Source organism: Aerococcus sp. UMB1112A, from assembly GCF_030230715.1.
Classification (GTDB): domain Bacteria; phylum Bacillota; class Bacilli; order Lactobacillales; family Aerococcaceae; genus Aerococcus.
On record NZ_JASPDS010000007.1, the window covers coordinates 32,790 to 55,579 of the forward strand.

The 22,790-nt window shown below is 47.8% G+C and carries 18 protein-coding genes; 4 read left to right on the forward strand and 14 right to left on the reverse strand.

Going from position 1 to position 22,790, the window contains the following annotated elements; all coding sequences use genetic code 11:
• Nucleotides 1-49 precede the first annotated feature (49 nt).
• The 8 genes from tgt to nagA all read right to left on the reverse strand — a co-directional run bounded on the left by tgt (nucleotide 50) and on the right by nagA (nucleotide 9,288).
• A complete protein-coding gene (gene tgt / locus QP860_RS05430; RefSeq protein ID WP_284912315.1) occupies nucleotides 50-1,189 on the reverse strand; it encodes a tRNA guanosine(34) transglycosylase Tgt in 1,140 nt (379 codons plus the stop codon).
• 211 nt (nucleotides 1,190-1,400) lie between these two features.
• Nucleotides 1,401-3,128, reverse strand: a complete 1,728-nt coding sequence (gene ptsP / locus QP860_RS05435) for a phosphoenolpyruvate--protein phosphotransferase (RefSeq protein WP_284912316.1) — start codon at nucleotides 3,126-3,128, stop codon at nucleotides 1,401-1,403.
• Between the two features lie 79 nt (nucleotides 3,129-3,207).
• Nucleotides 3,208-4,503 carry a PTS fructose transporter subunit IIC gene (locus QP860_RS05440; protein WP_284912317.1) on the reverse strand — a complete coding sequence of 432 codons (1,296 nt, stop codon included), beginning with the start codon at nucleotides 4,501-4,503 and terminating at the stop codon, nucleotides 3,208-3,210.
• Entirely contained in the window at nucleotides 4,500-5,159 is a 660-nt protein-coding gene (locus tag QP860_RS05445) for a fructose PTS transporter subunit IIA (RefSeq protein ID WP_284912318.1), read from the reverse strand. Before QP860_RS05445 ends, QP860_RS05440 begins: the two co-directional genes overlap by 4 nt.
• Nucleotides 5,160-5,184: 25 nt before the next feature.
• Nucleotides 5,185-6,108: a 1-phosphofructokinase gene (pfkB, locus tag QP860_RS05450; protein WP_070616778.1), complete on the reverse strand. Its 924-nt coding sequence runs from the start codon at nucleotides 6,106-6,108 to the stop codon at nucleotides 5,185-5,187.
• On the reverse strand, nucleotides 6,105-6,866 hold the full coding sequence (locus QP860_RS05455) for a DeoR/GlpR family DNA-binding transcription regulator (protein ID WP_256374727.1): 762 nt from the start codon (nucleotides 6,864-6,866) through the stop codon (nucleotides 6,105-6,107). The genes pfkB and QP860_RS05455 overlap by 4 nt, the downstream gene beginning before the upstream one ends.
• A gap of 174 nt (nucleotides 6,867-7,040) precedes the next feature.
• Entirely contained in the window at nucleotides 7,041-8,111 is a 1,071-nt protein-coding gene (locus QP860_RS05460) for an alpha/beta fold hydrolase (RefSeq protein ID WP_070616775.1), read from the reverse strand.
• A gap of 28 nt (nucleotides 8,112-8,139) precedes the next feature.
• The gene (gene nagA, locus QP860_RS05465; RefSeq protein WP_284878568.1) at nucleotides 8,140-9,288 is read right to left on the reverse strand and encodes an N-acetylglucosamine-6-phosphate deacetylase; all 1,149 of its coding nucleotides are present in this window, start codon (nucleotides 9,286-9,288) and stop codon (nucleotides 8,140-8,142) included.
• Between the two features lie 202 nt (nucleotides 9,289-9,490).
• On the opposite strand from nagA, the gene QP860_RS05470 reads away from it, so the two are divergent.
• Nucleotides 9,491-10,198 carry a glucosamine-6-phosphate deaminase gene (locus QP860_RS05470; protein ID WP_284912319.1) on the forward strand — a complete coding sequence of 236 codons (708 nt, stop codon included), beginning with the start codon at nucleotides 9,491-9,493 and terminating at the stop codon, nucleotides 10,196-10,198.
• A 59-nt stretch (nucleotides 10,199-10,257) separates the two neighbouring features.
• Here the strand turns inward: QP860_RS05470 and thrB are convergent, their stop codons facing one another.
• The 5 genes from thrB to QP860_RS05495 form a co-directional block, all read right to left on the reverse strand.
• Complete coding sequence (thrB, locus tag QP860_RS05475; RefSeq protein WP_284912320.1) at nucleotides 10,258-11,133, reverse strand: homoserine kinase; 876 nt, start codon at nucleotides 11,131-11,133, stop codon at nucleotides 10,258-10,260.
• Nucleotides 11,134-11,145: 12 nt separating this feature from the next.
• Nucleotides 11,146-12,426, reverse strand: a complete 1,281-nt coding sequence (locus QP860_RS05480; protein ID WP_070616768.1) for a homoserine dehydrogenase — start codon at nucleotides 12,424-12,426, stop codon at nucleotides 11,146-11,148.
• A 21-nt stretch (nucleotides 12,427-12,447) separates the two neighbouring features.
• Nucleotides 12,448-13,983 carry a Mur ligase family protein gene (locus tag QP860_RS05485; protein WP_070616765.1) on the reverse strand — a complete coding sequence of 512 codons (1,536 nt, stop codon included), beginning with the start codon at nucleotides 13,981-13,983 and terminating at the stop codon, nucleotides 12,448-12,450.
• Nucleotides 13,984-14,080: 97 nt separating this feature from the next.
• On the reverse strand, nucleotides 14,081-14,308 hold the full coding sequence (locus QP860_RS05490) for a YkuJ family protein (RefSeq protein WP_067975593.1): 228 nt from the start codon (nucleotides 14,306-14,308) through the stop codon (nucleotides 14,081-14,083).
• Between the two features lie 454 nt (nucleotides 14,309-14,762).
• The gene (locus QP860_RS05495) at nucleotides 14,763-15,029 is read right to left on the reverse strand and encodes a phosphocarrier protein HPr (RefSeq protein WP_067975590.1); all 267 of its coding nucleotides are present in this window, start codon (nucleotides 15,027-15,029) and stop codon (nucleotides 14,763-14,765) included.
• A gap of 368 nt (nucleotides 15,030-15,397) precedes the next feature.
• Between QP860_RS05495 and QP860_RS05500 the strand changes: the two genes are divergently transcribed.
• The gene (locus QP860_RS05500; protein WP_284912321.1) at nucleotides 15,398-17,656 is read left to right on the forward strand and encodes an ATP-dependent Clp protease ATP-binding subunit; all 2,259 of its coding nucleotides are present in this window, start codon (nucleotides 15,398-15,400) and stop codon (nucleotides 17,654-17,656) included.
• A 65-nt stretch (nucleotides 17,657-17,721) separates the two neighbouring features.
• On the opposite strand, the gene QP860_RS05505 is transcribed toward QP860_RS05500, so the two are convergent.
• Entirely contained in the window at nucleotides 17,722-19,296 is a 1,575-nt protein-coding gene (locus QP860_RS05505) for a peptide chain release factor 3 (RefSeq protein ID WP_070616761.1), read from the reverse strand.
• A gap of 143 nt (nucleotides 19,297-19,439) precedes the next feature.
• On the opposite strand from QP860_RS05505, the gene QP860_RS05510 reads away from it, so the two are divergent.
• A complete protein-coding gene (locus tag QP860_RS05510; RefSeq protein ID WP_284912322.1) occupies nucleotides 19,440-19,880 on the forward strand; it encodes a GNAT family N-acetyltransferase in 441 nt (146 codons plus the stop codon).
• Between the two features lie 267 nt (nucleotides 19,881-20,147).
• Complete coding sequence (gene ppdK / locus QP860_RS05515) at nucleotides 20,148-22,778, forward strand: pyruvate, phosphate dikinase (RefSeq protein ID WP_284912323.1); 2,631 nt, start codon at nucleotides 20,148-20,150, stop codon at nucleotides 22,776-22,778.
• The last annotated feature ends 12 nt before the right edge of the window (nucleotides 22,779-22,790 follow it).

The following is a 22,790-nucleotide window of genomic DNA, read 5'->3' on the forward strand; positions in this document are numbered from 1 at the left end:
CTATTCTAACATAGCTCGACCCCTAAAAGGCTGAATAGCCCTTTAATTCTTAAAAGTTTTTAGGATTTTTAGTATTTAGGCCATATGCCTCGAAAAATTCTTCCTTAAAGTCTAAGAGATTGTCATCCCGGATGGCTTGGCGAACCTGGGCCATGAGATCTAGGAGGAAGTGGAGGTTATGAATAGAGGTGAGGCGGAGGCCAAATGTTTCATCTGCCTTGAAGAGGTGGCGGACATAGGCCCGGCTGAAATTCCGGCAGGTATAGCAAGAGCACTTGGGATCAATCGGATTAAAATCTCTCTGATAAGGGGCATTCTTAACCACCAAACGGCCTTGGCTCGTCATACAGGTCCCATTGCGGGCAATCCGTGTGGCCAGGACACAGTCGAACATATCAACCCCACGAATGACTCCCTCAATTAGAGCATCTGGGCTTCCTACCCCCATCAAGTAACGGGGCTTCTGTTCTGGCATGACAGGCGTCAGGTAATCTAAGACCTGGTACATTTCTTCCTTGGACTCGCCTACAGATAAGCCCCCTATAGAATAACCTGGGAAGTCCAAACTAATCATATCCTTAGCATGCTGGAGGCGCAAGTCTTTGTAGCCAGCTCCTTGCAGAATCCCAAAGAGGGCCTGGTCATCCGGTCTTTGGTGGGCTTTGAGCCCCCGCTCTGCCCAACGCGTGGTCCGGTCAATACTATGTTTAACATAGTCATAGTCATGGTTAAAGTCTGGACACTCATCCAGGGACATGATGATATCTGCCCCTAAATTATTTTCAATTTCAATGGCTTTTTCTGGGCTCAAGAAGAGCTTGCGCCCATCCAAGTGGCTCTTAAAGTGGACCCCTTCTTCGGTCAACTTGCGGCTGTCACTCAAGGAGAAAACCTGGAAGCCTCCAGAATCAGTTAAAATTGGCCGGTCCCAGTTCATAAATTGGTGAAGGCCTCCCGCCTCTTTAACAATATCATCGCCTGGACGCAACCAGAGGTGGTAGGTGTTGGAGAGAATAATTTGGGCGTTCATAGCCTTTAATTCTTCTGGTGACAAACTTTTTACCGTTGCCAAAGTCCCCACAGGCATAAAGATTGGCGTTTCAATAATACCGTGGGGCGTCTTAATTTCTCCGAGTCGGGCTCCTGTATGTTTTTCTTTTTTGATTAATCGATATTCCAAAGCTGGCATGGACTGGCATCCTTTCTATCAGTGCTAAAGCCTAGCATTTATTGTTCACATTATCATTTAATCCTACCACATTTTAAGACCTAGCTGCAAGCTTGGCCTTTATATGAAAAAAGCCAATGTATGTGAGTAAAATTTTAGCTTAACTTGACAATTTTTATTTATAAGAAAAGAGGCTGGAAAAAACTCCAGCCTCTTCGCGCATAGGCGCTCATTAATCAATTTTTACTGCTTCTTTGACTAAGGCAACGACTTCATCAGCTGTCGTAGCTTCATTTAAGGCCTTGTCAGCCAAAGCTGCCATTTCCTTAGTATCTAATTCTGCCATCAGGGCCTTAGTTCTCAGAATACTTGAAGCAGACATGGAGAATTCATCCAAGCCCATACCAACGAGTAATGGCGCAGCAATTTGGTCGCCGGCCATTTCCCCACACATCCCGGTCCATTTACCTTCTTTATGTGATGAATCAATCACATGCTTGATCAGACGAAGGACAGATGGATTGTAGGGTTGGTAGAGGTAAGACACATGCTCATTCATCCGGTCTGCTGCCATAGTGTATTGGATCAAGTCATTGGTCCCGATAGAGAAGAAGTCTACTTCCTTAGCGAACTGGTCAGCAAGAACAGCTGCTGCAGGGATTTCAATCATGATACCGACTTCAATATCTGAAGCTACTTCATGGCCTTCTCCTTCAAGTTCTTGGCGCACTTCTTCTAGGAAGGATTTAGCTTCACGAAACTCTTGCAGGCTAGCAATCATTGGGAACATGATCTTCAAGTGACCGTGTGCTGAAGCACGGAGCAGGGCCCGAAGTTGGGTGCGGAAGAGATCCTTTTTGTCGAGGGCAATCCGGATGGCCCGGTAGCCCAAGAAGGGGTTCATCTCTTCAGGCAGGTCCATGTAAGGCAATTCCTTATCACCACCGATATCCATGGTCCGGATCACAACCGCCTTGTCGCCCATAGCTTCTAGGACTTTCTTGTAGGATTCATACTGGGCCTCTTCTGTTGGCATTTCATCAGAATCCATGTAGAGGAATTCTGTCCGGTAGAGGCCAATCCCTTCTGCCCCATTATTGAGGGCCCCGTCCACATCCTTAGGGGTCCCAATATTAGCGCAGAGTTCAAAATGTTGACCGTCTTTCGTTACGGTTTCAGCATCTTTTAGGAGTGCCCATTGCTTGCGTTTTTCTTCAAAAGCAGCCGCCTTTTCACGGTAAGTGGCGAGTTCTTCTTCAGTCGGGTTAACAATAACTTCCCCGTCTAAACCGTCAATAACAACGATATCGCCATCATTTACGGATTGGGAAATCTTAGCTGTCCCTACGACAGCAGGAATTTCTAAAGAGCGGGCCATAATCGCGGAGTGAGAAGTCCGGCCCCCAATGTCTGTCGCAAAACCAAGCACGTATTGCTTGTTCAATTGCGCCGTATCACTTGGGGTTAAGTCGCGGGCGATCACAATGGCTTCTTCATCGATCGTCGCTGCATTGGGGATGTTCACCCCTAATAACTTAGCTAGGATCCGGTTAGAAACATCACGCACGTCCGCTGCCCGTTCTTGCATATAGGCATTATCTACCATGGCTTCAAAAGTTTGAATAAAGAAGTCTGCCACTTGGCGTAGGGCCGCTTCAGCATTGACTTGGTCGCTCTCGATCTTCGCTGTAATCTGTCCGTTAAATTCAGGGTCATCGATCATCTGTAAGTGAGCATCAAAGACAGCCGCGGCTTCTGGTCCAACATTTTCTAATGCTGACTCATAAACTTTTTCAATTTCTTGACGGGCTTCTAAGCGAGCCGCTTCAAAGCGTTGCTGTTCGGCTTTGATATCTTCAATGGTTTTTTCTTCGAAACTTAAGTCTGGTTCAGCTAGTGAGTAGGCCTTGGCAATTGCAATCCCATCACTTGCTGCAATACCTGTTAATTGTAAGGTCATAGGTCCTCCTTAGTTAAAAAGCTTTTTAATGCGTTTACATATCTATTTTACTATATCTTTCGATAAAAGCCCATAGGAATTACTTAGCTTTTGGGTCACGTTTGAGGAAGAAGTTTAGGAGTAAGGCCCCAACTACAGAACCAACTAACCAAGCAATCACATATTGAACGGGGTTAGTCACACCATTGGTCAATACCGCAAAGATCCCACCGTGTGGTACATAGCTGACACAGTTAAAGAACATGCTCAAGGCACCGGCTACCCCAGCCCCAATGGCTAAGGAAGGAATCACGCGGACTGGGTTAGAGGCTGCAAAAGGAATAGCCCCTTCAGTAATGAAGGCTGCCCCCATCACATAGTTGACCATAGCTGAGTTGCGTTGGGCTTCTGGCCATAGGTTACGGTTTAGGGTTGCTGAGATAGCAATAGCCATTGGTGGCACCATCCCACCGACCATAACGGCAGCCATAACATCTGAACCTGCCCCATTAGCCTGAGTAACTAAAGCTGTCCCTGTCACATAAGCTGCCTTGTTTAAAGGACCACCCATATCAATAGACATCATGGCACCGACGATGAAGCCGAGGACAACCCCTAATTCGCTAGGAATAGAAGCCAGGCCATTGGTTAAGGCATCCATGATCATGCCCATTGGCGTATTGACAACAAAGAACATGGCTAAGCCCATGAGCAGGACACCGAAGAGTGGGTAGATGAAGATTGGTTTCATCCCTTCCAAGGACTTAGGTAACCAAGCGAAGGCTTTCTTCAAGAGCCAGATAATCCCACCGGCTAAGAAACCTGCAACTAAAGCACCCAAGAAGCCAGATGGCGCTGCAGTGGCGAAGTAGCCTTCTTGGTTAAAGGCAGTCAAGATCCCTGGATTGGCAAAGACGCCCCCCATAGCCCCTACAACTAAACCTGGCGTATCAGCAATAGATTGCCCGATAAAACCAGCCAAGACTGGGAGCATCATGGCAAAGGCTAAACCACCTAGGGTATTTAAGAAGTGGGCGATTTCATTAAAGCTTGGGTCTGCTGGGTCTGCAGAATTAATCCCCCAGAAGAAGGAAATGGCAATTAACATCCCCCCTGCCACAACAAATGGCAGCATGTGGGAAACCCCATTCATCAAGTGCTTGTAGATTTGACGGCCGAGTGATTCATTGCTTGAATCTTCCTCATGGGTAGATTCACTAGCATGGAAGGTCTTCGCTTCCCCTTCTGCTGCCTGACGAATCAATTCATCTGCCATATTAATCCCATCCGCTACCTTACGGAAGATGACAGGTTTACCATCGAAGCGATTAATTTCTACTTTACGGTCAGCAGCTACAATAATAGCTGTGGCTGCATCGATATCCGCCTTGGTCAAGCGGTGGTTAACCCCCCCTGGCCATTGGTTTCAACTTTGATCTTGTAGCCAGCTTTTTCAGCGGCCTGTTTGAGTTTTTCTTCGGCCATATAGGTATGGGCAATCCCGGTTGGGCAGGCAGTAACGGCTAGGATGTACACATCGTCATCAGCAACAGCTGGTGCGGCTTCCACTTCCTCTTCTTCAGCCTCTTCTTCCTTATCCGGATCAAATTTGTCCATGATAGCAACCACATCGGCAGTTGTTTCAGCTTCTAATAATGCTGCCTTGGCTTCAGGTTTCATCAAGACACCAGATAATTTAGAGAGGGCTTGTAAGTGCTCATTGCCTTCGCCTTCAGGTGCTGCAATCATGAAGATTAATTTAGCCGGTTGCCCGTCCATAGATTCCCATTCGATGCCTTCCTTGCTGCGGCCAAAGATAACCGCTGCTTGCTTAATGGAAGGATGTTGGGCATGCGGAATCGCGATCTCATCGCCTACCCCAGTGGTTGACATTTCTTCGCGGGCCTCTAATTTTGCCACATACTCATCGACATTGGTCACACCGCCAGCTTGGGCAAATTTTTCTGCCAGGTGCTTGAGCGTGTCGGTCTTCGTTGTTGTCTGTAAGTCCAAGTCCATTGCGTCTTGGATAAATAAATCTGCTAATGCCATAAATAACTCCCCTCAAATGCTTCTATTAAATTTCTTTGACATTAATTTCTTGGTAAAGTGCATAAACTTTGTCGGCTGTTGCAATCCCTGCGGAATAAGTGGTGGCAGAGCCAGAAGCCGCACCTTGTTGCAAGCTTTGGGCATAGTCTTCTGTTTCCAAGTACTTGGCCATAAAGCCAGCCAGCATGGAATCCCCAGCACCAGTTGGGTTGACCACTTGGCCATTTGGTACGTCTGACTGGTAAACTTCCCCATTAGCTGCTACCAGGAGGGCACCCTTAGCCCCTAAGGAAACCAGCACATTCTCTGCACCTTCCTCTTGAAGCTTCTTAGCATAGTAGATGATGTCTTCAACACTTTCAATCTTGACATTGAAAATTTCACTCAACTCTTCATTATTCGGCTTAATAATGAAGGGCTTAGAAGCGAGGCAGGCACGCAAGAGATCGCGGTTAGTGTCTAAGACAAAACGCGCGCCCTTGTCCAAGCAAATATCGGCAATTTTCTTGAAGTCATCAGCTGTCATCCCGGGTGCCTTGTTGCCCATTAGGAAAACCACATCACCGGCCTGGAGTTCTTTTTGGAAGAAGACTGCTAGTTCCTCGCGTTTTGCTTGTGGAATCTGAGGGCCTTCGCCGTTAACCTCTGTTGCCGTTGCTTGACGGGTATTGATCTTCGCATTAATCCGGGTAAAGCCATCGACCTCAATAAAATAAGGATCGATGCCTTCAGCTTGGAGCTCATCTTTAATGAACTGACCGGTAAAGCCACCTAGAAAGCCCGTTGCCCGGTTCTCATGACCCAAGCGCCGTAAAAGAATGGACGCATTGACCCCTTTACCCCCAGCGACATAGCTTTCTTCAGCTGAGCGATTCAATCCGCCTTCAACTAATTGATCAAGCTGGTAGACCATGTCGACGGCCGGATTGAAAGTAATTGTATAAATCATCCCTTCACCTCTCTTAAATTAATTTGTTCGCTACATTGTTGCTTGAGCTCAGGGCTCAGCTCGCTCGTTATCACAATTCCTGTGTCCGCATCAGCTACCTTGGCAAAAGACATCTTGTCCAATTTGCTGCTGTCAGCGAGGAAATACACCTGGCCGCCTTGGCTGATCGCCTCTTGCTTAATATTAGCCTCCTCGATATCTGGAGTCGTCATGCCAAAATCGGGGTGGATAGCATTGATCCCCATGAAGACCTTGTTAAAGTGATAATTCGCAAGTTGCTGAAAAGCTTGGGAACCGACGACAGCCCGCGTGTTTTTTTTCAGATTACCGCCCAACATAATCGTATCGATAGCTAAAGCATTCAAAGCCATGGCTTGTTCAATTCCATTGGTAACCACCAAAATATCGAGGCCCGCTAAATGGGGAACCATCTGCAAGGTGGTTGTCCCAGCATCTAAATAAATAATATCCTTATCTTGAACCAAGTCAGCTGCTGCCTTAGCAATCGCTTCTTTCTCTTCAATATGTTGGGTCAACTTCTCGTCGAGTGACTTCTCATTATCCAATGAATAATGCCGTCTAGCGCCACCATGAACGCGGGTTAGCTTCCCTTCATCTTCTAAAGTGGATAAGTCACGTCGGATGGTCGCCTCAGAAGCACCGAGTTGGTCAACCAGACTGGTTACCTTGACTAGGGACTCTTTCTCGAGCATCTCCACAATGAGTTGCCTTCTTTCTGTCGCAAGCGTTTTCAACACCCCCTCTCAATTAATAGAATACCATGTTCGAAGGATCGTTTCAATCATTTTCGATCATATTCGATCACTTTTTTTGATAGTAAAGCCCTTAACTGGTCAATTATGGTCACCATCAATCATATATCGCTCGACATAAAAAGAAAATTATGTAAAAAGAGGCTGAAAATTTCAGCCTCAATCTTTCAAATGATAGTATAAATAATCCTTCAGGCAATGGCTAAAGAGCTTCTCATGCGAGAGGAAGGGACTGTGGCCTGCTCCAGGGATAATACGGAAAGCCTTCTGGGGAGCTTGGACCTGGTCAAAGAAGTCAAAGACTTGGTCTAGGGGGGCCTGCCAGTCCAGAGCTCCTGAGACTAGGAGCAGGGGGACCTCCAAGCGATCGATAGCTGTTAAGTCCATACGCTGGGCCTCTTCCATCAGGTCAGCTTGGATCTGGGTAAAGCGCGTCCCTTGGCAGGCCATAAGCCCGTACCAACGCAGGTCGGCCCAGCTTAGATCAGGTGAGCTGAGAGCTTGCCAAAAGACCTTTGCTTGGGCCTTCCAGGGAATCGTCCGCAGATAATCTTGGGCCAAGCGCTCCACCTTAAGATAGTTCTTCGCTTCGATATAGCGAGACTGAAGGGCATGGCGGGTGGCTCGCTTGGCCTTGGTCAAGGAAGCCAGGGCCTGGCGGTCACCAAGACGGTTGATGACCCCCTCAGCCATATCCAAGATGAGGAAGTTACCGGCAATCATGTCCGTAATCTGACTGATCCCCACATAGGCTAAGAGCTTGCCTGGATGGGCCTTGGCATAGCCTAGACCCAAGATGGACCCAAAAGAATGGCCGACCAAGATCAGCTTATCCTTACCGTAACGCTGGCAAAGTTTATCGACTAAGTCATCCAGGCTCCCTTCCAATTCCTGGTAGCTGGGGCCCTCTTGACAACGGTCCGGATTAAGGTAGTAAGATCGGCCAGATCCAGCCTGGGTCCAGTAGCAAATAATAAAATCGTCTTCCAATGCTTTCTGGTAGCTATAAGTAAGCGCCGGATTAGGAAGACCTGGCCCTCCGTGGATCCATAAGATAAGGGGCTTGGTCCGGTCTTGCCCCCGCACCTGGACTGCCTGCCGGTAAGCTCGAGGTCCGAGGTCAAATACCAAGTCCTCAGCCAGTTCAGCTCGGTAGAGACGCTGGTTGACTTTTCGATAAATATAGAGAAAAGCAAAGGCGAGGACGAGACAAATCAGGCAAATGATCATAAATGAGCTCCTTTTTAGGGCGGTCAGGCTAGGCTTGGTAGCGGCATTCTCCCTTGAGATAGGTAGCTTTAAGATCCAAGTTTTCGTCCAGAATAATGAAGTCCGCATCCAGGCCAGGCTTAATTTGACCGCAGACATTTTCCAAACCTAGCGATTTGGCTGGGTAATAGGAAGCCATCCGGACAGCTTCGGGGAGCGATGCCAAGCCCCATTCCACCACATGCTTAACGGCTGTCTTTAGTTCTAGGATGGAACCAGCCAAGTTACCTCCCTCTTTCAAGCGGGCCGCTCCATCTTTAACGATGACTTCAAACTCACCTAGCTTGGAAGGCCCATCTGCTAAGCCCCCTGCTCGCATGCAGTCGGTCACGAGGAGGCTTTCTTTCGGTCCACGTTGGTCGACTAGAATTTGAGCAGCGCGCGGATGGACATGGTAACCATCACAGATGAGTTCGGCATAAACCTCCTTGAAGCTTAGCGCCGCACCCACCATACCCGGTTCGCGGTGGTGGAGACCAGACATGCCATTGTAGGTATGGACAAAGAAGTCAGCCCCCGCTTCATGGCAGGCCTTGGCTTGGTCATAGGTCGCATTAGAGTGGCCTAAGCCAACATGGACGCCCAGTTCTTTGGCAGCTTTGACAAAGTCAACTGCCCCTTCACGTTCCGGTGCAATCCCGATCCGGTTAACTAAGCCCTGGGAAAGTTGCCGCCAATTTTTCAGCTGGTCAATTTCTGGATCTAACATGTAATTAGGGTTCTGTGCGCCCTTGTATTTCTCAGTGAAGAAAGGGCCTTCTAGGAAAATTCCTTGAACCCTAGCTCCACTTAAGTGAGGTGCTGTATCACCAATCATCTGGCAAACTTGGTTGAGTTCTTCCGTCGGTGCAGTCAGGGTCGTTGGCAACCAAGAAGTGACCCCACAAGACAATAAGCCTTCCGCAATCGCTGCTAGGCCTTGGGGATCTGCATCCATTACATCATGGCCCAAGAAGCCATGGATATGGAGGTCAAAGAGGCCCGGTGCCAGGGTGACTTCCCCTAGGTCCACATAGTCTCGCCCCTCCTCAAGTTCAGTGTAAATGCCAACGAATTTGCCGTCTGCTACTTCAATATAGGCATCACTTAGGTCTTCCTGGCTGAGGATCACCCGCTTGGCCCTGTAAATTTCTGACATCTCTGTTCATTCCTTTCTCATATCTACCCCGATCACTTATCACATGGCAGAGCTTATTACTGACCTTTATTTTACTCTGTCCCCCTAGAAATTCAAGGCTCTTTCACCCGCTAATTTTTCTTTAATTACAGAATGAAAGTTTTTTCACCGGCATTCATGGTAAAATAGTCCTAAAGCTTAAAATAGAAAGAAGGACTTAGACATGCCCTACCAAGTATATGCCGACAAAGAGACTGCCTCACAAGCCGTATTTGAGCTTTTTAAGGAAGAGCTCAGCACTAATCCGCAGACCGTCTTTGGCTTAGCAACCGGCTCAACGCCAGAAAAACTCTACCAGTTACTCAGAGAATCTGATCTTGATTTCAGCCGGGCCACTTCAATTAACCTGGATGAATACTACGGTCTGCCGGCTGACCATCCCCAGTCCTACCATTATTTCATGCAAAAAGAACTTTTTGCTGCCAAGCCATTCCGATCTTCCTACCTTCCTGACGGTAGTACGGATGACCCTCAAGCAGAAGTTAAGGCCTATGAAGCTATTATTGACCAAAACCCCATCCAGGTCCAAATCCTAGGCATTGGCCACAATGGCCACATTGGCTTTAATGAACCAGGTTCACCTTTCGATAGTTTAACCCGCCTAGTTGATCTCACCCAATCGACCATCGAAGCTAACCAACGCTTCTTCGATAGCATTGACGAGGTCCCCACCCAGGCTTTGAGCATGGGGATTGCGAGCATTATGAAGGCGGACAAGGTTATCCTCATGGCCTTCGGTGAAGAAAAAGCCAAAATCGTCCAAGCGGCATTAGAAGGGCCGGTGACCGAAGAGGTGCCAGCCAGCATCCTCCAAAACCACCCCAATGCCCACTTCATCCTCGACCAAGCTGCCGCTAAATACCTAAAGTAAAACTTAATAGGCGATTAAAAAGGCAGCCCGCAAATTTTCTGTGGGCTGCCTTTTTTCATTTAATCTAGCCATCGTGCCCCCTCTTCGTCGAGGTCCAGTACACGAATTTGAGCATCTTGGATGTCATGGCTGAGTATGTCAGCTAAGTCTTCGGCATTCTCCTTATGGGCCAGGGTCATGATCGTTGGACCGGCACCACTTAAGTAAGTACCATAAAGACCAGGCTGTCCGTCTAAGGCTTGGCGCACTTGCTTAAGTTCAGGAACCAAGGGGCTACGGTAAGTCTCATGCAAGAGGTCCATCTCCATAAGATGGCCAGCTTCTTCCAATTCACCGATAGCTAGCTTACTGGCTAGGACATTGCCAATACCATTAGCTCTCACGGCTTGGGCGAAGTCCAATTGTTTGGGGAGGACAGCCCTTGCCTGACTAGTTAGGAGCTGCTTATTAGGAATGGTCACCACGAAGGCAATGTGGGGGAAGGTATGCTTGGTCCATAAGACCCGGTCGGCTTCCAAGGCCACCCCTATCACTAAGCCCCCTGCAAGAGCGGGCGCCACATTATCCGGGTGTCCCTCAATAGCATTGGCCATATTAATCTTCTCTTCTTCTGACCAGCCTTTTTGTCCCAAACGGTCGGCCAGTTCAATGCCTGCAATAATGGCACTAGAACTTGAACCTAAGCCTCGTGCTGAAGGAATGTCGGAATGCATGGCTAATTTATGGGCAGGCACTTCTGGCGCCAATTTTTGGATGGTTTGGATGATTAGGTTGTCCTCACCGTGAGGAATATCATCGCCCAAGTCATGGTCAATCCACCAAGCATCAGCCGGCTCTAATACATCCATGGTTAAGTAGAGGCTAACCGCTACACCAATTGAATCAAAGCCAGGGCCCAGATTAGCTGACGTCGCAGGTACAAGTAAACGCGTCATCATCTGCCTCCCCTAGTCTAAGACATTATAAGAAGCAGCGCATGCCATCTGGTCAGCTTCCTCAACGAGTTCAAGCAAATAGGCCTTCTCTTCCATAGTCATCAAATCTGTCACCACAACTACTTCAGCTTCTTCACTTTCGCTAGGCAGTTGGAGGACATGGGCTAGGCTGATATTCGCCTTGGCAAAAAGTTCCGTCAAACGGGCAAAAGAGCCAGTTTGGTTGACCAATTTAAAGCGGAAGAAGGCCCGTCCCGTCACATCCTTGGCTTTTGACCAAGTGCTTGCTCGGTTAAAGCGGGCGAAAGGTGCGCCAACTGTGCTTTCATTCATGTTGCGGCCAATCGCAATAATGTCAGCCACAACTGCAGAGCCAGTTGGTAGGGCGCCAGCCCCCGCACCATAGAACATCAATTCCCCACTAGCTTGGCCAACCGTATAAACAGCATTCATTTCTGCATTAACCGTAGCAAGGGGGTGGCTATTAGGAACAAGGGTAGGAGCCACTTCAGCATAAATCTGGCCATCCTGGCAAGAAGTCGAACCTAATAATTTGATGGTATAACCGAGCTGCTTAGCCACTTGAATATCAGCTTGTTTAATTTGACTAATCCCTTGAATGGGAAGGTCATCTAAGCTAATTTCAGCTCCAAAAGCCATCTTAGTCAGAATAACTACCTTACGGGCTGCATCCAGACCTTCAACATCAGCGGTTGGATCAGCTTCTGCGAAGCCAAGTTCTTGGGCATCCTTTAAGACCCTTGCATAGTCTGCCCCCTCTTGGGTCATCCGGCTGAGGATATAATTCGTGGTTCCATTGAGGATGCCCCGCACCTGGACCAATTCATCAGCCACAAGCGAATTAGATAGGGCACGGAGAATAGGAATACCCCCAGCAACAGCCGCTTCGTAATAAAGGTCGAGACCTTTTTCTTGGGCTAAGTGACTGAGACTTGCACCATGGACAGCGATCAAGTCTTTATTCGCTGTCACCACATGCTTGCCGGCATTAAGGGCCGCTTCAATACAGTGTTTAGGGAAATCTATCCCCCCCATCAATTCAGCTACAATCGCAATTTCAGGGTCATTTAGGATATCATCCAGCGATTCTGTTAAAGGAATTTGTTCAGCTAAAGGCCCAGTGACTTCATCCACAGACTTCACCAAGGCCGCCTTCACAACAACTTCCTTACCGAGGATAGCTTGCATCTTCTCCTGGTGTTGGAGGATAATTTCTGCCGTTCCTCCCCCTACTGTCCCTAAACCTAGTAATCCAATATATAGTTTATCCATCTTTCGGACCTCCTCTTTCTCTTACTTAGAAGCTGACTGCGCTTTATCATAGGCTTTCAGTTCAGCCTGGGCATAGTGCACATCCCCTAAATAGTCTTCTTTATTACCATTAATCTTCATAAAACATTCATCGCCTTTGCCGGCTAAAAGAACTACATTTGGCGCTTGGTCAGCCGCTGCATCCACAAAAGCTTGGTGGATGGCTTGAGGTCGGTCCAGTATAATCTCTGCTTGGCCACCAGCCTCTAAGACATGTTGGTGGAGAGTTTGGCAGATCGCTTCAACAGACTCGGTATCCGGATCATCCATGGTCAAGTAAATGGCGTCCGCCTCCTGGGCAGCAACCTGGGGCAAGTCTTCGCGCCGACCAATCCCGCGATTACCCGGTGCCCCAAAGACAATCCGGTAGCGGTGGTCAGGAAACATCTGCTTAGCGGCGTGAAAGAGCTGCTCAAAACTCAAGAGATTGTGGGCAAAGTCCACGATAGCCTTCAGCTGGCCATCAGCTGACTGAAAGACCTCCATGCGTCCTGGTGCTTTAATTTGAGCCAAGGCTTGGTTAATCAAGGCATAAGGAACACCGTAATGACGGGCAATGGCGATAGCGACCAGGGCATTTTCTACATTGAAGATTCCCTGCATGCTCATGGTCATTTCTTCCTGGCCTTCCGGATCGTGGAGGGTAAAACGCTGGCCATCCGTTTGCGCCTGGATATCTGTCGCATAATAATCAGCGCTCGCATCATTGAGACTTACTGTAATAATTTCTTCGACTTCAGGACTCCTTTGGGCACGGTCTAGAATACGGTCATAGTGGTCGCTATCTTTAGCGAGAACGGCACACTTGGCCCGGTCAAAAATTTTAAGCTTACTTTCAAAATAATCCTCAAAATTAGGGTGTTCATTAGGGCTGATATGGTCCCTTGAAATATTTAAAAAGGCTGCCACATCAAATACAACTTGATCCACCCGACGATACTTCAAGGCCTGGCTGGATACTTCCATGGTCATGAAATCGCGCTGGCTCTGACGGGCATGGTCGAAGTGCTTAAACAAGGGCAAGGATTCCGGCGTCGTTAGCTGGGAAGCGCCCCGATCAACCCCATCATCGAAACGATTAGAGGAGAGGAAGGCTGTTGCTGGCTTGCCCTGGTCCTCCTGGTAGGCATCGAGGATGGCATGGAGATAGGCTGTGGTCGTCGTCTTGCCCTTGGTTCCCGTAATCCCAATCAAGTCAAAGGCCCGGTAGGGAGCCCCATAGAAAGCGTCAGCCACTAAGGGCATCGCCCGCCGGACATCGTGCACCTGGCAGTAAGGAAGGTCAACTTGGGGATAATGATCTTCCGCTATATAAGCGACCGCTCCCTTGGCCTTAGCCTGGTCAAGAAATTTCGGATCAAAATGTGCCCCCTTACAAAAGAACAAGCAGCCCGGCTCAACCTCTCTGGAATCATAGCTAATTTGCTTAACTTCCAGAGCTCCCGGCCAATTCAAGTCCACAATTTCATCTGCTTCAGCTAGTCTATCTGCCAGCTTATCCAAGTTCAATGCATTCACTACCGCTCTTCACCCTTCCTTATCCGCTTCAAAAAAAGAGCCGTGCCAAACACGACCCAGCGTTTCAGCAGTTAACTGCCGATAATCGGATTTCGTTCTATTGCAACAATTCAAAGATTTCAATGGCAACTAAGTCAATATCGTCAAATTGGAAGCTTTCATTAATTGTATGGTCATGCAATTCAAAGCTCTCAGTTTCACGATCATAACGAACTTGGCAGCGTTCCTGACCTTCAAATTCGAAACGTCTTACCTCAATCTCAGAATCATCTGCCGTCATCGCTTCTAAACGGTTAAGAATCGCTTTTAACTGTGATGTTTTCATAAGAAAACTCCTTTCACTATATCCCAAATTACCCTATTAAATATAAAGTAACTTAGCTAAAATTGTACACTAAATCCTTGCTTCTGTGAACAATTATTCTAAATTTCTTAGCCAGAGCTATCCATTCCTCTAGCGTCTTACTTTATTCTAGCATAGTCTCCTAGAGACTTCTCGAACAATGCATGAAAAAATCCCTAAATTATTAGAAATTAAGAAAAAAGGTCTTGCGATAAAAGTTGATAATTGAATGGATAGTGTTTGTGAAGTCGAAGAGCTCGGGACAAAAGCCCCAGCCTCTTAAAAAAAGGAGCTTTTTTTCAAAAACTGTTCCAAAAGTCAGACCTGACATCGGTCGTGAAGTAATCCAGGCCTAAATGACTTTTGTCACACTCTCAATTTTTATAAAGGAGCAAAAAAATAACCGGTGCGAGCACCGGTTAATGAAAGTTTTTTATTATTCAGACAAACCTTCGTTTGACATCGTTTCTTTAATGGCTGCGATAGCTTCTTCTTCGTCGCTACCTTCAGCAGTAATTTCAACATCTGCGCCTTTACCAACACCTAAAGACATAACGCCCATGATGGATTTAAGGTTAACAGATTTACCTTTATATTCCAAGTTGATTTCAGATTCAAACTTGCTAGCAGTTTGAACTAATAAAGTAGCTGGACGTGCGTGGATACCAGTTTCAGCAGTAATATTGAAAGTTTCTTTTTGCATAATAAATATCTCCTTAATCTATATTATTGACTTCACTTCGTAGCAGAATACTCAAACTCAAGAGAGATGAACATACTCCTAAATAATAATTTACCACGTTTGCGCACTTGAAACAAGGCCCTGTGGTAAAGATTACTTAATCATATGATACCGCTATCAGTTTTTTTATGCAAGTCTTTGCTTAAATTTTTTAGCAGATTCACATCTTTATTTTTTTCAGATAATTTGTACACTTAACGGGATAAATTTAAGGCTTAAGACTTGAAAGTCAGTAAAGGTCAATGTATAATATGGGTATAGTCAGTATTGGTCAAGATATTTTGACTAGGTACTTGACCAAGTATTTGTAAAGATAAAGGAGTGACCCTATGATTTGTCAACGCTGTGGCAAGCGCCAAGCCGCGATCCATATGTATGCCAATGTTAACGGCAAGCGCCAAGCCATCAACCTCTGCCAACATTGTTATCGCGAAGTCATCAATGATGGCGGCTCCCAAGAAAACTATAAACAAAATAAGCCAAACCAAGACCTCCCCTGGAATGACCTTGATAGTATTTTTAGAAGCCTCCGCCAGAACCCGGCAGGCTTCCAAGCCTCTTCTAAACAGGGAGAGAATCCTTTTGCTAACTTCACCGCTGGTCAAGGGCAAAGTTCAAATAATGAACAGAGCCTGCTATCAACTTATGGCACGAATATGACGGACCTAGCTCAGAATAACCACTTCGATCCCATTATTGGACGCGACAATGAAATTCGCCGAGTGATTGAAATCCTCAACCGTCGGAACAAAAACAATCCTGTCCTAATCGGAGAAGCCGGTGTTGGGAAAACGGCGGTGGTTGAAGGCCTCGCCCAAAAAATTGTAGCGAAAGAAGTTCCTGAAAAACTTCAAAATAAGGAAGTGATTTCCTTAGATGTGGCCTCCTTGGTCCAAGGAACCGGCGTGCGCGGGCAATTCGAGGAAAAAATGCAACAATTAATCCAAGAAGTCAGTGCCAATGATGACATTATCCTTTTCATTGATGAAATTCATGAAATTGTCGGTGCCGGTAGTGCTGAAGGCTCCATGGACGCAGGCAATATCCTCAAGCCAGCCCTAGCTCGGGGTGAGCTCCAATTAGTTGGGGCTACCACCCTCAATGAATTCCGCCAAATCGAAAAAGATGGGGCCCTCGCCCGTCGCCTCCAACCCGTTTATGTGGAAGAACCAAGCGTGGAAGAAACCCTTGAAATTATCCAGGGCATTACGGATAAGTATGAGAAGTACCACAATGTTATCTACAGCCCAGGGGCCATTGAAGCCACTGTCCGCCTATCTGACCGCTACATCACTGACCGTCAGCTCCCGGACAAGGCCATCGACCTCTTAGATGAATCTGGGTCGCGTAAGAATCTTACCATTCCTTTTGTGGACTTGGAATCGCTCGACAAGCAAATTACGCAATTGAATGACCTGAAGCAGATGGCAACCGAAGCCGAAGACTATGAAAAAGCGGCCTACTACCGGGACCAATTAGCCAAATACCAAGAAATGCGCGACAACCATGTGGATGTCCCTGAAAAACGCCCCCGGGTGGAAGTCGAAGACATTCAATCCATTGTGGAAGAAAAAACCGGCATCCCTGTCTCTGACCTCCAAGAGCAAGAACAAAACCAGCTCATCAACTTAGAGGAAAACTTACAGTCCCGTGTCATCGGCCAAGATGAAGCGATTGAAGCTGTCAGTCGGGCTATCCGACGCAACCGGGTTGGCTTGACTGCTGGTGAGCGTCCGATCGGTAGCTTCCTCTTCGTAGGACCGACTGGTGTGGGTAAGACAGAACTTGCCCGTCAACTCGCCCGCGAACTCTTCGGCAGCAAGGATGCCATGGTACGCTTTGATATGAGTGAATACATGGAGAAACATAGTGTCAGCAAGCTGATTGGTTCACCACCTGGCTATGTGGGCTACGAAGAAGCTGGTCGCTTAACCGAACAAGTCCGGCGCCGCCCTTACTCCCTGATCCTTCTCGACGAGCTTGAAAAGGCCCACCCCGATGTCCTCAACCTTTTCTTGCAGATCATGGATGACGGCCGACTGACTGATTCCCAAGGTCGGGTGGTTTCCTTTAAAGACACCATCATCATTATGACTTCTAATGCGGGATCAGCCGGTGTCGAATCCAGCGTCGGTTTCGCCGCCAGCCAGCAAGGTAAGACCAAGACGGTTCTCGACAAGCTGGACGACTACTTCAAGCCGGAATTCCTTAACCGCTTCGACGCCATTGTCGAATTTGAACCATTGACTAAAGAAGAGCTCATTGTCATTATTGACCTCATGATCAAAGAAATGAATCACCTGCTCAAAGGTCAAGGCATTCAGGTCCAAGTGAGTCCAGAGGCCAAGGATGAACTCGTGGAACTGGGTTATAATCCTAAACTCGGTGCTCGGCCCCTCCGCCGTGTTCTCCAAGAACATATTGAAGACCAAATCGCGGATGCCTACCTCAAGCACCCAGGCCTGAAGGAAATCAGCTTTGACCTCGATGGTGACAAGAAGATTACCGTCAGTGACCTGGAGGAAAATAATGCGTCTGACTCGGAATCAGGTACTGATAGTGCGAGTGATGACGGAGAAACTGAATAAGTTCAAAAGATAAAAGTGCAGTCCTGAAAATTCGGGACTGCACTTTTTGATTGTTAAATTTTTTCTTAAAGCAAGCTCTTCAATTCGACATCCGGATACTTATCTTGGAACCAGCGCTCAGCGAAATTGTTTTCAAAGAGGAAGACAGGCTGGCCGTAGCGGTCCTTGCAGAGCAGGTTTCGGCTCGATGACATATTCGGGTCGAGATCGTCTTCGTCAATCCAGCGTGCGGTCTTAGAGCCCATAGAAGACATAATCACTTCAGAATTGTATTCATTTTTCAAACGATCTTCGAAGACTTCAAACTGCAAGTGACCCACTGCTCCCAGGATATATTCTTCAGTAAACCAAGTCTTATAGAGCTGGATGGCCCCTTCTTGGACCAGCTGCTCTACCCCCTTGTGGAAGGATTTTTGCTTCATCACATTCTTAGGTGTCACCTTCATAAAGAGCTCTGGCGTAAACTGGGGCAGGGGCTTGAACTGAACCTTCTGGCCGCCTGCATAAATAGAGTCTCCGATCTGGAAATTCCCCGTGTCATAGAGACCGATAATGTCTCCTGCAACCGCTTCGCTCGCGTTCTCCCGGCTGTCGGCCATAAAGCGAGTCGTATTATTGAGTTTCAGCTTCTTATCATTGCGGGCCAATTTGACGGTCATCCCCTCTTCGAAACTCCCCGAACAAATCCGTACAAAGGCAATTCGGTCACGGTGCCGGGGATCCATATTAGCTTGGATTTTGAAGATAAAACCAGACATCTCTGGATCTAAGGGACTGACCATTTCGCCATCCTGAGTCTCCACTGGAGCCGGCGCTGGCGCGAAGTCAACAAAGCTATCCAGGAAGGTTTGGACGCCAAAACCGGTCAGGGCAGAGCCAAAGAAGACAGGAGTCAGCTTCCCCTTAAGGATGGCTTCCTTATCAAAGTCATTGCCAGCTTCCTGGAGCAATTGGACATTCTCCAAGGCTTCTTCGTAGAAGATAGAAGACTGGATCGGATGACTTTGGGCGAGATCGCCGGATTCATCCAAGGCGAGGAAAGGATCCTCCGCTTCTGGATGGTTGAGCTCGATCCGTTGATTATAGATATCATAAATGCCTTCCAGGCTCTTGCCCATGCCGATTGGCCAGTTCATTGGATAGGCATCAATCCCTAAGATATCCTCCAGTTCGGCCACCAAGTCCATGGGCTCACGGCCATCACGGTCCAACTTATTCATAAAAGTAAAGATAGGAATGCCCCGCATGGCACAAACTTGGAAAAGTTTTTTAGTCTGGGGTTCGATCCCCTTAGCTGAGTCGATCACCATGACAGCCGCATCCACAGCCATCAACGTCCGGTAAGTATCTTCAGAGAAATCCTCGTGCCCAGGGGTATCTACAATATTGACCTGGTGACCATCATAATCGACCTCCATAACGGAAGAAGTAACGGAAATTCCCCGTTTCTTCTCAATATCCATCCAGTCAGACTTGGCATATTGACCAGTCTTTTTCCCTTTGACGGTCCCAGCTTGACGGATGGCCCCAGAGAATAGTAAGAGCTGCTCAGTAATCGTTGTTTTCCCCGCATCCGGGTGGGAAATAATGGCAAAAGTGCGCCGTTTTTGAACTTCTTCTTTAAGATTCATCTTCTTCATCCTTTATATTTAACGCTAACTGTTTTTTACATCCCCTCATTCTATCATAACTTCCAAGCAAGTAAAATATTAGTCGCTAGATATTTTATTAGCTTTACCCAAAGCTTTAGTGCTAGAATTAAGCAAAAAAAGGAATGATGCGCATGAAATTTAAATGGACCCAAGACCTCAACTCCCAAACTTACCAGGATGCCCTGGCAATCCGCAAAGCCGTTTTTATCGGTGAACAAGGGATCAACCCCGCACTGGAAATCGATGATAAGGAAAAGCTAGCCAGACACCTGGTGGCCTATCGAGCTGGTGAGCCCTTAGCCTGCGCCCGACTCCTCCCCCTCTCCGAAGAGACGGCCAAGGTCCAACGCGTCGCTGTCTTGAAGGCCCAGAGAGACCATGGGATTGGGCGAGAACTGATGGCTGAATGCCAAGCTTATAGCCAAGAACAAGGCTTTAAAGAACTCATCCTCCATGCCCAAGCCGGCCGCGAGAACTTCTACCAGCTATGTGGTTACCAAGGGGAAGGGGACTACTTTGAGGAAGCCGGCATCCCCCACCTGCAAATGCGCCTCTCCTTAGCTGAAAAATAGAAAGAACAGGAAAACAGTTAAACTGACTGCTTTCCTGTTTTTTCTTCGAGGATATATTTTCATCTATAATGCATCACATATAATATATAAGCTCTAATATCACATAAAACATTTGTGAAAAAAAGAATTTATCCTTCATAGATTTGCATTTTAAAAGCTATTCCGCTCCCTAAGTAGCTATTCACAATCAAAAGAAACGCTTGCAATTGTATATGACGCATTATATAATATTTGTGACGTATCACTTAGCAGTCAAAGGAGGCTATTATGTCACAAAATGTTTATGCTTTCACAGAAGGTCATGCTAGATTGCGCGATTTACTGGGCGGCAAGGGAGCTAACTTGGCCGAACTCTGTCGTTTGGGACTCCCTGTTCCCCAAGGTTTTACCATCACGACCCAAGCTTGTCTCGCCTATCTCAAAGACCCTAAGCAGGGTCTGAGTACTGACCTTAAAACGGATATTCAAAAAGCCATCCAAGATTTGGAAGCACAAACCCACAAACAATTTAACCAAAAAGACCAACTCTTACTGGTTTCTGTCCGCAGTGGGGCCAAAATCTCCATGCCAGGGATGATGGATACCATCCTGAATGTGGGCTTAAACGACGAGAATGTGGAGGCTTTAGCCCAAATGACGGATAACCCCCACTTCGCCTATGACTGCTACCGACGGCTCTTACAGATGTATGCCGATGTGGTCTACGGCTTGGACAGTCAATTATTTGAAGACCGACTTAGCCAGGCCCGCCGCAAAGAAAAGGTCACTGCCGATTACGAGCTCAGTAGCCAGGCTCTAAAAGATTTAGTGGAAGACTTCAAAGCCATCTACCAAGAAGAATTGAACTTTCCCTTCCCCCAAGATGTCCACCAACAAATCTATGATGCTGTCGAAGCTGTCTTTAAATCTTGGAACAATAAGCGAGCCCGCGTCTACCGCCAGCTTCACGATATTCCAGATGACCTGGGCACAGCCGTCAACATCCAAGAGATGGTCTTTGGTAACCTAGGACCTCATTCAGGCACGGGCGTTCTCTTCACCCGCCATCCTGCAACAGGGGAAAAGGCCCTTTTTGGCGAATTCCTAGTCAATGCCCAGGGAGAAGACGTGGTAGCCGGTATCCGAACCCCTCAAGCCCTCGATGAAATCAACCAAGAAGCCCCTCAGATCTACCAAGAAATTGAAAGCTTAGCGAATAAACTCGAAGCCCATTACCATAATATGCAAGATATCGAATTTACGATCGAGGAAGGCAAGCTCTACTTCCTCCAAACCCGGGATGGAAAGCGGACCGCCAAGGCTGCGGTTAAAATTGCGGTAGATATGGTCAAGGAAGGACTCATCACCAAGGCCCAAGCCCTCCAACAAGTTGACGCCAAGAGCCTTGACCAATTGCTCCACCCTAGCTTTACAGAAGAAAACTTAAGCCAGGCAGAACTCCTATCAGAAGCTGGACTAGCAGCCAGCCCAGGAGCAGCCAGTGGGGCGATTGTATTCACGGCAGACAAGGCCAAGGCCTGGGCCGAAGCTGGCAAAGCTTGTATCCTCGTCCGTCAAGAAACCTCGCCCGAAGATATTGAGGGCATGACGGCTGCCCAAGCTATCCTCACTTGCCATGGTGGCATGACCTCCCACGCAGCGGTTGTCGCTCGCGGCATGGGCAAGTGCTGCGTGACCGGCTGCCACGACTTAAACGTTGATGAAGGTCAAGGCCTTCTCCACTGCGGCGACCGTTTGCTCCACGAAGGTGATAGCATATCCGTCGACGGCAATACAGGCAAGGTCTACCTGGGCCAAGTTCCAAGCAGCCCCAGCAAGGCCGGAGCTGACTTCGAAGCCTTAATGACCTGGGCCCGTGAAGAGAGCCGCCTAGCCGTTCGCATGAATGCTGAAAATCCCCAAGACATCCAGACAGGCTTGGCCTTCAAGGCACAAGGGATCGGTCTCGTGCGCACTGAGCACATGTTCTTCCAGGCTGAACGCCTCTTAGAAATTCGCCGCTTTATCCTCTCTTCTAACAACGACGACCGCCATGCGGCACTAGAGAGAATTGCCGGCTACCAAGAAGCAGACTTCAAAGCTATCTTTGACCTCAGCCAAGGGCAAAAAACGGTCATCCGCTTACTGGACCCACCCCTCCATGAATTCCTGCCCCAGAATGAACAAGAAATCCAAAGCCTGGCGCAGTCGCTTGAACTCTCTGAAGAAGCACTCAAGGACCGGATCCAACAATTGAAGGAAGTTAACCCGATGCTGGGTCACCGGGGCTGCCGGCTCGCCATGACCTATCCCGAACTTTATGAAATGCAAGTTCACGCCATCCTAGCTGGTGCTCTGGCCAGCCAAGAAGCCGGTGGCCAGGACTTAAAAGTGGAAATCATGATTCCCCTGGTTAGCCTAGGCAAAGAATTACAGTTTTTAAAACAAAGACTAGAGGAAACAGCAGACCGCTATCTAGCTGAACATCAGATGACTTTATCTTATAAAATTGGTACAATGATAGAGATTCCAAGGGCTTGTCTAACGGCTGACCAAATTGCCATGAATGCCGACTTTATGAGCTTTGGGACTAATGACCTGACCCAAATGACTTTTGGCTATTCCAGGGACGATGCTGGCAAGTTTATCCACCAATACCTGGCAGATGGCACCCTAGCCAAGGATCCCTTCCAAAGTCTCGACCTGGAAGGCGTGGGAGCCTTGATCAAGCTTGCTTGTCAAAAAGCCCGGTCCGCTAAAGCTGATATTCCGATTGGGGTATGTGGCGAAGTCGCAGGAGATCCCGCTTCCATCGCCTTCTTTGATGCGATTGGACTCGACTATATCTCCTGCTCGCCCTTCCGTCTCCCCATTGCTCAATTAGCAGCCGCCCAAGCCAGTCTTCGCAACCGGGCCTAACCATTTGTCGTC